This is a genomic window from Chromatium okenii (genome assembly GCF_016583745.1).
Classification (GTDB): Bacteria; Pseudomonadota; Gammaproteobacteria; order Chromatiales; family Chromatiaceae; genus Chromatium; species Chromatium okenii.
The window spans coordinates 1-13,404 of the sequence record NZ_NRRQ01000022.1 but is presented as its reverse complement, the minus strand read 5'-3'; the positions used below and the strand labels follow the sequence as shown (position 1 = coordinate 13,404).

Sequence of the window (13,404 nt, the reverse complement as noted above, 5' to 3'; positions counted from 1 at the left end):
AGCACATCCGCGTTTAACGCGGATTCATCTCTTGCACATGCTCGGCTTTTTTCACTTCTGCGCTCATACGATTGAGCGCGTCGTGGAATTCAGCAGCCACATCTCCATCCGCTAAATTCTGCACAAAAGGCGCGACACTCAATTGTTGCAAATACGCAAAATGTGGGTGCTCGCGCCAGCGTTCTAATAGCATCGCTTTAGTCATTTCTGGATGCGTTGCTAATACATCTAACATCTGTTTTAACACCGCCACACCCGGCTCCGTTAAACGTCGCCATGCTGGATCAATCGTGTTCGCCGTCGCCGCCAATTCAGGATGATCGAATAACAGCGCGACGAGCTGCGCGATCCGCGACGGGCGTTGAAAATCGCCCCAACTGCCCTTTTTTGCTGCCGCTTTCACCACCGGACGTGGCGCTGGCGGGAGTGCGCCAGTCAGCTCCACCCGCCGTTGTTGCAATAAATCGCGGTACACGCCCGCCGGAATTTTTTGCAGCAACCGATCTGCGACATTGGCAAACCGAGCGCGACTTTCCGTGCTGCGCAATTCCCCGACTTGCGCGGCGAGATGCGCAAATAAAAAGTCAGATAACACCGGCGCTTGTGTCAGCCGGGCGCTGAATCCGTCCGCGCCCTCGCGCCGAATCAGGCTGTCGGGATCGTCGCTTTCTGGCAGCACTAAAAAGCGCAGCGTGTGTTGTCCGGTCAGCAGCGGCAACGCGGTGTCGAGTGCTTTCCACGCCGCCGCACGTCCAGCGCGATCACCATCAAAACAAAAGGTCACATCGGACACCGTGCGCAGCAGCAGTTGCAGTTGTTCGACAGTGGTGGCGGTGCCGAGCGTGGCGACGGCGTTGGTGATCCCAAACTGCGCCAGCGCAATCACATCTAAATAACCCTCCACCACCACCAAACTCGTCAATTGGCGCGTCGCCTGCTGCGCTTCCCACAGCCCGTACAGCTCGCGCCCTTTATGAAACAGCGGCGTTTCTGGCGAGTTGAGATATTTTGGTTTGGTATCATCCAGCACGCGCCCGCCAAAACCCAGCACCCGCCCACGCCGGTCGCGGATCGGAAAGATGATGCGATGGCGGAAGCGGTCGTAGTGTTGCCCCTCTTTCTCGCTCACCAAGCCAACGGTCAGCAGCCGCTCGCGCCGCAGCGCGTCCTCGCCCAATTGGGTCAGAATTGGATTGCCGCGCAGCGGCGCAAAGCCGAGTTGATAGCGAGCGGCGATAGCACCGCTGACGCCGCGCTGTTTGAGATAGGTCACGGCGGCGGGAGCATCAGGGTGCTGGCGCAACTGGTGGCAATACAGCGCCGTCGCCTGTTCGAGCAGATGAAATAACGGGGTGTAATCGGGCGCGGGAGTGCTGGCGCTGCCCTCAACCGGAACGTCAACGCCGAGGCGAGCAGCGAGTTCTTCAACCGCTTCTCGAAACGATAAGTGGTTGTATTGCATTAAAAAACCAATCGCGCTGCCGGTCGCACTGCAGCCAAAGCAGTAATAAAACTGTTTGTCGGCGTTGACGCTGAACGAGGCGGTTTTTTCGTCGTGAAACGGACAGAGGGCTTGATAATTCTGTCCGGCTTTGCGGAGCGCGAGGCGGGAACCGATCAGCTCAACAATATCGGTTCGCGCCAGCAGGTTGTCGATAAATTCGGGGGGGATTCTGCCGGCCATTGCAACGGGCAGCGCGGCGGCTTAACTGCTTAAACGCTGTTTAATCAAGGCACTCACCGCACCCATCTCGGCGCGACCCTGCACCTGCGGACGGACGATGTTCATCACTTTTCCCATGTCATTCATGGCAGTGGCGCTGGTGGCGGTGATTGCGATGTCCAATAACTCGGCGATTTCAGCCTCGGTCAGCGGCATAGGCAAATAGCTTTGAATCACGGTTGCCTCAAAACGTTCGATCTCGGCGAGGTCTTCGCGTTTCGCAGCAGCGAATTGCGTGATCGAATCGCGGCGCTGTTTGAGCATTTTATCCAGCACCGTCCAAATTTGCGTGTTATCTAATTCAATCCGCTCATCTATTTCACGTTGTTTAATGGCGGCAAGAATTAAACGAATCACGCCCAAGCGCACTTTATCACCCGCTTTCATGGCGGTTTTCATGTCATCTTGAATACGTTGTTTGAGCATGGACAGTTCTCTATTAAAAATACAGATGAGTAGAAACAAAAAATCCAATCGTCGGCAATGGCGATTGGATTTTTGACGGCGGGAGACGGGACTTAAAACCCGCAACGTGAGCGCATGAATACGCGCTCGCGCTGCGCTGATGTCTCAATAAGGACGTTCCCAGCGCCGGGATTCACGTTGCAATTTCTTCTGGTGACGCTTGACAGCAGCAGCTTTTTTGCGCTTGCGCTCTGAGGTGGGCTTTTCATAAAACTCACGGCGGCGCACTTCGGCCAGCACGCCTGCTTTCTCGCAGGAACGCTTAAAACGCCGCATAGCGACTTCAAATGGTTCGTTTTCTTTGACGCGGACGCTGGGCATAGATAGTCCTTAAAAATCTCCAAATCGAGAGAGTTTGAGTAAAAAAGATTGATGAGTTTAACGGAAAGCAGACGGCTATTGCAAAATCTTGGCGCTCAAGACACGCCATTCTGGTCGGTCAAAAAAAACTGGTAATGATTTTTGCCGGTCAATTTGACCCGATACATGGCTTGATCCGCTTGGCGCAGCAGTTGATCGCCGTCCACCATTTCCGCCTGCGGGTAAAACGTGACGCCGATGCTGGCTGAAACTTGCAGCGTCATCTCGCCAATCAGCACCGGCTGGGAAGCCGCCGTCAGCAAGCGCGTCAGCAGCGGCACACAATCATCTTCGGTTGTTAAATCAATGAGTACGGCGACAAACTCATCGCCACCCAGCCGCGCCAGCGTGTCGCCCTGCCGCAGCGTTTGTTTCATCCGCGTTGCGATCACGATCAAAAACTGATCGCCAACGTCATGTCCGTGCGTGTCGTTAATCGCTTTGAATCCATCGAGATCGAGATAGACCAACGCCAACCGCTGCTCGCGCTGTGCGGTCTGCGCCATATCGCGCCGCAGACAATCTGCCAGCAGCACCCGATTTGGCAAGGTGGTCAGCGGATCGTAATAGGCGATGTGTTCAAGCTGGTTTTGATACTCCTTGAGCGCGGTGATGTCACTCAGCACGACGCGGTTGACGGGCGCTTCGGCAGGAATCGACCACTGAGTGATTGACGGATGCAGATCGGTAGTCGCCTCCAGCCGCGCCCAAAACAACGCGCCGTCCACCTTCACCATGCGCAGCTCGCAGCTTTGCGGCGCACCCGCTAACCCGCGACTGAATAAATCGGCTCGTGGCGTGGCGGCAGTTTTCGCCAACTGTTTGCGGTACAAATAAAAGCAATCTTGATCGTCGTTGAGAATAAAGCGCGTGAATAACTGTCCGAGCAGTGCGCCTTTCGGTACGCCGAGCATCACCGCCGCCGTCAGGTTGATTTCTAAAATCAATCCGGTTGCAGACAGCGTGCAATAGCCGACCGGAGCGCGGTCGTAGAGATCGAAATAACGCGCCCGAATCGCCTCATTTTCCTCCTGTGCGTGCCGCAACTCCTCGTTTTGCATCGTTAATTCAATCTGATGCACCCGTAGTTGATGGATGATGTGTTGAATGTCGGCGGGCGCGAGCGTCGCTAAATCTGCCACCAGCGGCGGAGGTTCCGCGCCATCCCGAATGCGCTGTTCGGCTTGCTGGCGCAACACCTGTTCAGTGCTGAATGGTGGGATTAACACTGCGCCGGTGCGCCCAGACCAGTGCAACTGTTTTGATCAATACTGCTGTTTTTCAACATCTTAAACATCCGCTGTTTCATACACTGCGCTTAACGCGCCCATTCCGTCGTCGCCAGTGCGTACACCAGCCCCGCCTCGTTAATCAGCGCAGTCGCACTGATCCAGACTTCTAAAATAGACCCTTCTTTGGTCAGGCGCTGGCTGCAAAACGGCTCCAGCTTGCCAATCGGGTGCAGCGGCGGCATCCGCGCCAAATCATCCGCTCGCCGTGCAACTGGAATGCGCTCGCGGGCATTCATCCGCAGCGCCTCAGCTTCGCTCCAGCCATACAGCCGCACCGCGCCGGGATTCCACGCCAAAATCTGCCCCTCTAAATCCTGCATCGTGATGGCATCGTGGGCATCGCGCACAATCACCGCCAGCCGCAGCATGTCGTTGGATTGGCGCAACGATTCTCGCGCCTGCACGATTTCAGTGAGATCGACAAAGGTAATCACCGCGCCCTCAATCACATTTTCCAACGTGCGATACGGATGAATCCGCAGCGCGTACCACACGCCAGTCGTGGTCTGCACTTCCAGCTCGCGGGGAATCAGCGAGTCCAGCACCGCCTGCGTGTCCGTCACCAGCCGGTCATAGCCGACCAGATTGGACAAAATGTGCCCAACCGGGCGTCCGATGTCGCTCAAAATCAAATTGATGATCTGCGTCGCCGCTGGCGTAAAACGCAAGATGCGCAATTGATGATCGACATAAATTGTGCCGATGCCCGTACCCGCCAATAAATTATTCATATCGTTATTGGCGCGTGATAAATCCGCCACGCGGTTTTGCAATTCGGCATTGACCGTCGCCAATTCTTCATTGACAGATTGCAATTCCTCTTTGGACGTTTCCAGCTCCTCGTTGGTGGATTGCAATTCTTCATTAACCGATTGCATTTCCTCATTAGAGGATTTCAATTCTTCATTGATGGTTTCCAATTCTTCATTGGAAGTCTGGAGAAATTCCTCTTTAGCGTGCAATTCCTGTTTTAGCGCCACAATCCGCGCATCGACGTTCGTATTTAATTCAGTATTTGCAGCGGCATTTTCAGATGACGCCATTGCCAATGTCGCTGCCGCAACGGTTGGCGTTGGTTCCAATATCACTAAATACAGCAATACGTCATTGCTAAAAGTCGCAGTGGTCATCACTTGGCGAATGCTTAAATCAACACGGATAAAATCGCCATTGGTTTTCACCCGCAGCCCGCTGCGCCGCACCGTCTCCCGCGTTTCCACTGCCTGATGCAGCGCCAGCGTCAGCTCGTGCCGCAACCCTTCTCGCGCCATTTTGAGCAGATTGTTGACGCCAATTTCGCCCGGCGTCGGCTCCAAATACTGACCGCTGCGCCCGTGCAAATAGAGAATGTCGCCCTGCGCATTGACGAGCGCGGCAGCCAGCGTGACCGCTTGCAGCAACGCCTGCTCGGTCATATCGCGCAGTGACGGCAGCGCGGACGCGGTGGGTTTGGCGGGCGGCGGCGACTGATGCGCGACCGCATCGGCTGCCAGCATCGGCGGTAAAAACCGCTCCAGCGACGGGCGCAGTGCCCCGAAATGATCGTTTTGGCGTCGATAAATTTTCTGTTTGCGATTGAGTACACCAAACAGATCGTGAAATTCGCCCACCGTTTCCGAGGTGCCCAGCACCAGCGTTCCGCCGGGTTTGAGCGCGTAGTGAAACAGCGGAATCAGCTTTTTTTGCAACTCCGCGCCGAGATAAATCAACAAGTTGCGGCAGCTAATCAGATCAAGTTTGGAAAACGGCGGGTCTTTAATCAGGCTGTGCGGCGAAAAGATCAGCAGATCGCGGACGGTTTTGTGAATCCGATACGCATCGCCGCCCGGCTCCAGCGTGAAAAATCGCTCCAAGCGTTCCGGCGACAAGTCAACGGCGATGCTGGCGGGATAAACACCAGCGCGAGCAAACGCGATGGCTTGGCTGTCGATGTCGGTTGCAAAAATCTGTATCCGCACCCGCTGCCGCTGCGTCTCCTGCTGTTCGGCCAGCAACATGGCGAGCGAATAGGCTTCCTCACCAGTGGAGCAACCCGTGACCCAAATGCGGATCGGCGTATCGGGCGAGCGATTGACAAAGAGCGCCGGAATCACCGTTTCTTGAATGTAATTAAACGCGGCGGGATCGCGGAAAAAGTTGGTCACGCCAATTAACAGGTCACGAAATAGCGCCTCCACTTCGGCGGGAATCTGCTGCAATTGCGTGACGTAGCTGTAGAGATTATCGACCTGATGCACCGCCATCCGTCGCTCAATACGGCGATGAATGGTGCTGGGTTTGTACTGCGAAAAGTCGTGGCCAGTTTGGGCGCGGAGCAGCGCAAAAATCTTTTGCAGAGCGCGGTCAGTGTGCGGAGCCAAAAGCGTGCCGGAGTTGCGCGGGCGACTGAAAGCGTGAACCACATACGCGATGAGTTGGGCGGGCATTTCCGCTGGCGGCAGCTCGTAATCCACCAAGCCAGTGGCAATGGCGCTGCGCGGCATTCCGTCGTATTCGGTGGAATCTGGCGTTTGCGCCATCACCAAACCGCCCTCGCCTTTGATCGCCCGCACGCCCAACGTGCCATCGCTGCCGGTGCCAGACAGCACGATGCCGATGGCTTTGCTGTGCTGATCAAGCGCCAGCGAGCGGAAAAAGTAATCAATCGGCAGCCGCTGCCCACGCGGAGCGATGGGTTCAATTAATTGCAGTGCGCCGTTGACGAATAACATATCGCGGTTGGGTGGAATGATGTAAGCGCAATTGGGCTGCACCACCATGCCATCTTTCACTTCAAAGACCTGCATCCGCGTATAGCGCCGAATCAAATCGGTGAGAATACTTTTGTGATCGGGCGCTAAATGCTGCACCAATACAAACGCCATATTGGGATTAGTATCGGCCGGCATTCCCGAAAAGAACGCCTCGAATGCCGCCAATCCACCAGCGGAAGCGCCAATGCCCACGATGGGGAAATTGTCCAATGGCGGCAGCGCGTTTTCTGCTGGCGCAATGGGCGCGGCTTCATTCGGTATCAATGCAATTTCTTTGTGAGTTGTCATCCAATTCTCGTGAGTGAGCCGCCATTACAACGCCTAATAATAAGGCGTTGTTCATTAAATAACTTTTAACTACATCACATTTATTCTGGACGAAAACCATGCGCGTATTAGGAATTGAAACATCCTGTGATGAAACGGGAATTGCCATTTATGACGGCGAGCGCGGACTGCTGGCGCATTCACTCTACAGCCAAGTCGCGCTCCATGCGCCCTACGGCGGCGTCGTGCCCGAGCTGGCGTCCCGCGATCACATTCGCAAAACGCTGCCGCTGATTCGACAAGTGCTTGATGAAGCTGGACTTCTCGCCAGCGCGATTGACGGCGTGGCATTTACTGCCGGGCCCGGCTTGATCGGCGCGTTATTGGTGGGCGCGGCGCTGGGGCGCAGTCTCGCGTGGGGCTGGAACGTGCCCGCCATCGGCGTTCACCACATGGAAGGGCATTTGCTCGCGCCGCTGCTCGAAACACCCGCGCCAGAATTTCCGTTTGTCGCCCTGCTCGTGTCTGGCGGACACACGCAACTGATTGATGTGCAAGCAATTGGGCGCTATCGGCTGCTCGGCGAATCGGTCGATGATGCGGCCGGCGAAGCGTTCGATAAAACCGCCAAAATCCTCGGCTTGCCGTATCCGGGCGGGCCCGAATTGGCAAAGCTCGCCGAATTGGGCGACCCGACGCGGTTTCGCTTTCCGCGTCCGATGACCGACCGCCCCGGCTTAGATTTCAGTTTTAGCGGCTTAAAAACTTTTGCACTCAATACGTTACAGCACGAGCTGCCCCAAGCTGCCGATCCCGCGCAAACTCGCGCCGATATTGCACGAGCGTTTGAGGACGCGGTGGTCGATACGCTGATCATCAAATGTCGGCGGGCGCTGCGCGAAACCGGACAGCGGCGGCTGATTGTTGCCGGCGGCGTCAGCGCCAATCAGCGGCTGCGCGAACGCTTGACGGCGGCGCTGCACGCGGATCGCGCCACAACTTTTTATCCGCGTTTGAGTTTTTGCACCGATAACGGCGCGATGATCGCATTCGCAGGTTGGCATCGTTTAATGGCTGGTCAATCCGAACCATTGCAATTCACACCGCGAGCGCGTTGGCAATTATCTGAATTGCCGCCGTTATAACGTTTGGACTTTTATGTCGTGAACAATAGCGTTTTGAAGCGAGCAAAGTTTCGCAAAAAACGCTATTATTATCTCACCTTTTTTTGTGAGTATTCACCAATGACGCTGTACGCTGAACTGAAAAACGTGCGCAGTGAAGAAGATGTGAAAGATGCGTATATTAAAGCCTTGGGCTTAAAAAGCTACACCAAGGGTTTAATTGATTTGCAAACCAATGAAATCTGGTTTGAAGCGAAGGACACCAGCAAGCATTCCAGTTATGCGATGTTCACGCAATTGCTGCATTATGTGCAGGATGCGTTGAATAAAGGTGAGCCGATTCCACCGTTATTGGCAGTGATTGATACTGAAAAAGCTGCGGTAATGAAAAGCGCAGACGTGCTGCCGTTTTTAGCCAAGAAAACGATTCCGTGGGGCAAATCCGCCAGCAAATACACGCCGGAAGCCTTGGAAGCGGTTTCGGCATATATCGGCACCTATTTTGTCTCGTTTCGTTTAGAAACGCACGAAGACGAATTTATTGCCACCATCAAAACTGCCATTCAAACTGGCGAAATCATTCGGATTCAAATCACGCCGGATAATTTGAAGCAGGTATTTGATAAATGGGTCACGATGATTGGGCGCGAGATTCATGGCGTGAGCGCAGATGATTATGCGCTGCTCTTTTTTGCCGACATTATGAATGATGGCACCGTATCATCTTATCAAGAGATTCCCGCCAAGTTAATTTTTGTAGACGGCAAGCCAGCATTTATGTTGGAGGGCAAGGTTTGCGAATTGGGGAATAAAGAAGGTTATCGCCGGTTTTGGGCAATTTATCATCGTCCGCCGCAAGAAGAACATCGCAACTATTTATTGGAACGGCGCGATAGTTTAATTCCTTTGAATGAGCGCAGCTTTAAGGGCGCATATTATACGCCGCTCAATGTGGTGGATCGGGCTTATGACAAACTCGCCGAGGTGCTGGGAAAGAACTGGCAGAAAAATTATCTCGTCTGGGATATGTGCTGCGGCGTTGGCAATTTAGAAGTGAAGCATTCCAATCACCGCAATCTGTTTATGAGCACGTTAGATGTTGCGGATATTGATGTGATGCGCGCAACGAAAACCTGCGTTGCCGCCACGCGCTTTCAATATGATTATTTGAATGATGATATTACCGCTGACGGCAAGATTGATTACAGCCTCACCAATAAACTGCCGCAAGAATTACGCGATGCAATTCACGCCGGCAAAAAGATTGTGGTGTTGATGAATCCGCCGTATGCGGAGGCAACAAGCTCAGATAATGTGAGTTCTGGAGGCAAGGCACAAGCGAGTAAAACAGGCGTGGCAAAAACTAAATTTGCCACAACTGCAATGGCAGTGTATGGCAAAGCCAGTAACGAACTTTTTACTCAGTTTGTGGCGCGAGTTGCAACAGAAATGCCTACTGCAACGCTGGCAATGTTCAGTACGTTAAAATATGTCAGTTCGCAAACGATGGACGTTTTCCGTAGCGTTTGGAATGCAAAATATTTAGGCGGATTTGTTGTACACAGCAAAGCATTTGATGGCTTGAATGGTGATTTTCCGATTGGCTTTTTGGTGTGGAAAACCGATCAGTTGACTAAAAATAAACAGCCAATTACTGATATTTGCGTAGAGGTTTTTGATAAGACTACACAAGCTATCGGTGAAAAAAACTTTTATAATTTACCGAATGAGAAGCTGTTGACCAACTGGATTGAACGCCCCAAAAAAAATGCAACTGAAGTTATCCCATTAAAAAATGCAGTAACACCTGCTACAACAACCAAAGATTTAAGGGGCACTAAATGGTCAAATGATGCCATCGCGTGGATAAATATAGCTGGAAATGATTTACAGCAATCTAGTTTAGTTTTTCTTCTTTCATCTGGATTTGGTAGCGGAAGAGGTCTTTTTGTCAATCCCGACAATCTTTGGCAAGCCGCTGTTATCTTTGCGGTGCGCCGTTTAATTAAACCCACTTGGTTGAATGACCGCGATCAATTTTTACAGCCGACAGGTGAATTAACGGATGAATTCAAACACGATTGCTTGATCTGGATGCTGTTTAACGGCAGCAATCTCACCGCCAGCGCCGACGATTTAGAATGGAATGGCGCAACGTGGTCAATCGTCAATCATTTTATTCCGTTCACGGAAACCGAGGTCAACGCACCAGCGCGGTTTGAATCTGATTTTATGGTGCGCTATTTGAAAGGCAAAAAGCAGTCACCTGAAGCAAAAGCGGTGCTCGCAGCAGGCAAACAACTGTGGCTGGCATATTTCGCTCAGATTGATAATCACACTGTGCGCAGTGCATTAAAACTCAATCGCCCTGATGTCGGTTGGTATCAACTCCGCAACGCTTTGAAAAAGCGCAATGACAGCGGCGATGAATTGCCGGTGAGTTTTGCTGCGTTTGAATTGGCATATAAAACCTTGACCGATAAATTGCAGCCGCTGGTGTATGAATTGGGTTTTTTGAGACGGTAAGCATTATGATCACAGCCATTGATTCCGAAGCCGCTTGCAAGACACAACTGCCGCCGCATTGTTTATTAGAACACAGCGATAATTTCATTCCAGCGCATGAGCGCAGTTTTAAGGGCGCGTATTATACGCCGCTCACTGTGGTGGAGCGGGCTTATGACAAACTCGCCGAGGTGCTGGGAAAGAACTGGCAGAAAAATTATCTCGTCTGGGATATGTGCTGCGGCGTTGGCAATTTAGAAGTGAAGCATTCCAATCACCGCAATTTATTTATGAGCACGTTAGATGTTGCGGATATTGATGTGATGCGCGCAACGAAAACCTGCGTCGCCGCCACGCGCTTTCAATACGATTATTTGAATGATGATATTACTGCTGACGGCAAAATTGATTACAGCCTCACCAATAAACTGCCGCAAGCGTTGCGCGATGCAATTCACGCCGGCAAAAAGATTGTGGTGTTAATCAATCCGCCGTATGCGGAAGCGGGAACAAATGTTAGCTGTACAGATAAGGCTGGCGTGGCAAAAACAAAGTTTGCCGCAACAGCAATGAATCGTTATGGTAAAGCCAGCAACGAGCTGTTTACGCAGTGTTTAGCTAGAATTGCGCTAGAAATACCAACAGCAACAGTGGCGATATTCAGCAAGTTGAAGTATATCAACGCGCCGAATTTTGAGAAGTTTAGACAGGTTTGGAACGCAGAATATCTTGGCGGCTTTGTCGTGCATAGCAAGGAATTTGATGGCTTGAAAGGTGATTTTCCGATTGGCTTTTTGGTGTGGAAAACCAATCAAAACGCCAAAAAGAAACGGTCGTTTGACGCGATTTCCGTTGAAGTTTTTGATAGAAATACACGACCGATTGGAGAGAAAGTCTTTTACAATTTACCGAACATCACTTTTCTTAACAGTTGGATCATTCGACCAAAGCCTAATAAAGCGGATGCTGTGGCTTTGAAAAATGCGGTTTCGTGCGCAACATCACAAATCAGCAGAACAACTTGGTCAGATAATGCAATTGCTTACATGCTGTGTGATAGCAATGATATGCAACACGCCAGCCAAACCGCATTGTTTTCTTCTGTGTATAGAGTTGGGCATGATGGCGGTTTTTATGTCAATCCCGATAATCTTTGGCAAGCCGCCGTCATCTTTGCGGTGCGCCGTTTAATTAAACCCACTTGGTTGAATGACCGCGATCAATTTTTACAGCCAACTGGTGAATTAACGGATGAATTTAAACACGATTGTTTGATCTGGATGCTGCTTAACGGCAGCAATCTCACCGCCAGTGCCGATGGTTTAGAATGGAATGGCACAACGTGGTCAATCGTCAATCATTTTGTTCCGTTTACGGAAACCGAGGTCAACGCACCAGCGCGGTTTGAATCTGATTTTATGGTGCGCTATTTGAAAGGCAAAAAGCAGTCACCTGAAGCAAAAGCGGTGCTCGCAGCAGGCAAACAACTGTGGCTGGCATATTTCGCTCAGGTTGATAATCACACTGTGCGCAGTGCATTAAAACTCAATCGCCCTGATGTCGGTTGGTATCAACTCCGCAACGCTTTGAAAAAGCGCAATGACAGCGGCGATGAATTGCCGGTGAGTTTTGCTGCGTTTGAATTGGCATATAAAACCTTGAGCGATAAATTGCAGCCGCTGGTGTATGAATTGGGTTTTTTAAGACGGTGAGCATTATGATCACAGCCATTGATTCCGAAACCGTTTGCAAGACACAACTGCCGCCGCAGTGTTTATTAGAACACAGCGATAATTTCATTCCAGCGCATGAGCGCAGTTTTAAGGGCGCGTATTATACGCCACTCATTGTGGTGGAGCGGGCTTATGACAAACTCGCCGAGGTGTTGGGAAAGAACTGGCAGCAAAATTATCTCGTCTGGGACATGTGCTGCGGCGTTGGCAATTTAGAAGTCAAGCATTCCAATCACCGCAATGTATTTATGAGCACGTTAGATGTTGCGGATATTGAGGTGATGCGAGCAACGAAAACCTGCGTTGCCGCCACGCGCTTTCAATATGATTATTTGAATGATGATATTACTTCTGATGGCAGAATTGATTACAGCCTCACCAATAAAGTGCCGCAAGCGTTGCGCGATGCAATTCACGGCAAAAAGATTGTGGTGTTAATCAATCCGCCGTATGCGGAGGCGACAAACGCCGATAATCCTGCAACTGGTTCTGGTGCTAAAAATAAAACCGGCGTGGCAAAAACTCAATTTGCTGCTACAGCAATGGCGCATTACGGCAAAGCCCGCAATGAATTGTTTACGCAGTGTTTAGCCAGAATTGCGCTGGAACTCCCAACGGCAATCGTCGCGGTATTTAGCACTCTCAAATATATTAACGCGCCGAATTTTGAGAAGTTTAGACAGGTTTGGAATGCTGAATATCTGGGTGGTTTTGTGCTGCCCAGCAAGGTTTTTGCAGGGTTGAAAGGCAATTTTCCGATTGGTTTTTTAATCTGGAACACGGATCAAACTGCGCGGCAAAAAACGCCAATCACTGCCATCTCCGTTGCGGTGTTTGATAAACATTTACAACCAAGTGCTGAGAAGCGTTTTTATAGTTTACCCAGCAGCAGTTATTTGAATGTGTGGTTAAAACGTCCACCAGCAAATACGGTTGCAGTGGTACCGTTAAAAAATGCGGTGATTCCAACTACTGGCAAGGCGTGGATTTCAACTTGGTCTGACAAGGCAATTGCCTACATGTATTGCGGCGTTAATGATCTGCAACATGCTACCCAGCAAACGGTTTTATTTTCTTCTGTGTACAGCGGCGGGCATGGTTTTTATGTCAATCCTGATAATCTTTGGCAAGCCGCCGTCATCTTTGCGGTGCGCCGTTTAATTAAACCCACTTGGTTGAATG

Annotated in this window: 8 protein-coding genes and 2 pseudogenes; 4 read left to right on the top strand and 6 right to left on the bottom strand. The window is 51.4% G+C overall.

Annotated elements, in window-relative coordinates; translation table 11 throughout:
* Positions 1–13 precede the first annotated feature (13 nt).
* The 6 genes and pseudogenes from dnaG to CKO12_RS09545 all read right to left on the bottom strand — a co-directional run bounded on the left by dnaG (position 14) and on the right by CKO12_RS09545 (position 6,881).
* Positions 14–1,684 carry a DNA primase gene (gene dnaG / locus CKO12_RS09565; RefSeq protein ID WP_200154520.1) on the bottom strand — a complete coding sequence of 557 codons (1,671 nt, stop codon included), beginning with the start codon at positions 1,682–1,684 and terminating at the stop codon, positions 14–16.
* 21 nt (positions 1,685–1,705) lie between these two features.
* Complete coding sequence (locus tag CKO12_RS09560; RefSeq protein WP_200154519.1) at positions 1,706–2,149, bottom strand: GatB/YqeY domain-containing protein; 444 nt, start codon at positions 2,147–2,149, stop codon at positions 1,706–1,708.
* Between the two features lie 144 nt (positions 2,150–2,293).
* Entirely contained in the window at positions 2,294–2,509 is a 216-nt protein-coding gene (rpsU, locus tag CKO12_RS09555; RefSeq protein WP_007041206.1) for a 30S ribosomal protein S21, read from the bottom strand.
* 95 nt (positions 2,510–2,604) lie between these two features.
* Positions 2,605–3,174: pseudogene (locus tag CKO12_RS15385) on the bottom strand (diguanylate cyclase domain-containing protein); the annotation flags it as partial.
* Positions 3,175–3,288: 114 nt separating this feature from the next.
* Positions 3,289–3,609: pseudogene (locus tag CKO12_RS15380) on the bottom strand (PAS domain-containing protein); the annotation flags it as partial.
* Positions 3,610–3,866: 257 nt separating this feature from the next.
* Entirely contained in the window at positions 3,867–6,881 is a 3,015-nt protein-coding gene (locus tag CKO12_RS09545) for a chemotaxis protein CheB (RefSeq protein ID WP_200154517.1), read from the bottom strand.
* Positions 6,882–6,979: 98 nt separating this feature from the next.
* Between CKO12_RS09545 and tsaD the strand changes: the two genes are divergently transcribed.
* The 4 genes from tsaD to CKO12_RS09525 form a co-directional block, all read left to right on the top strand.
* On the top strand, positions 6,980–8,005 hold the full coding sequence (gene tsaD / locus CKO12_RS09540; protein WP_200154516.1) for a tRNA (adenosine(37)-N6)-threonylcarbamoyltransferase complex transferase subunit TsaD: 1,026 nt from the start codon (positions 6,980–6,982) through the stop codon (positions 8,003–8,005).
* 99 nt (positions 8,006–8,104) lie between these two features.
* Positions 8,105–10,510 carry a hypothetical protein gene (locus CKO12_RS09535; protein ID WP_200154515.1) on the top strand — a complete coding sequence of 802 codons (2,406 nt, stop codon included), beginning with the start codon at positions 8,105–8,107 and terminating at the stop codon, positions 10,508–10,510.
* A gap of 5 nt (positions 10,511–10,515) precedes the next feature.
* Entirely contained in the window at positions 10,516–12,201 is a 1,686-nt protein-coding gene (locus CKO12_RS09530; protein WP_200154514.1) for a hypothetical protein, read from the top strand.
* A 5-nt stretch (positions 12,202–12,206) separates the two neighbouring features.
* Positions 12,207–13,404: hypothetical protein (locus tag CKO12_RS09525; protein WP_200154513.1), on the top strand; the 1,198-nt coding region annotated here is incomplete at its 3' end.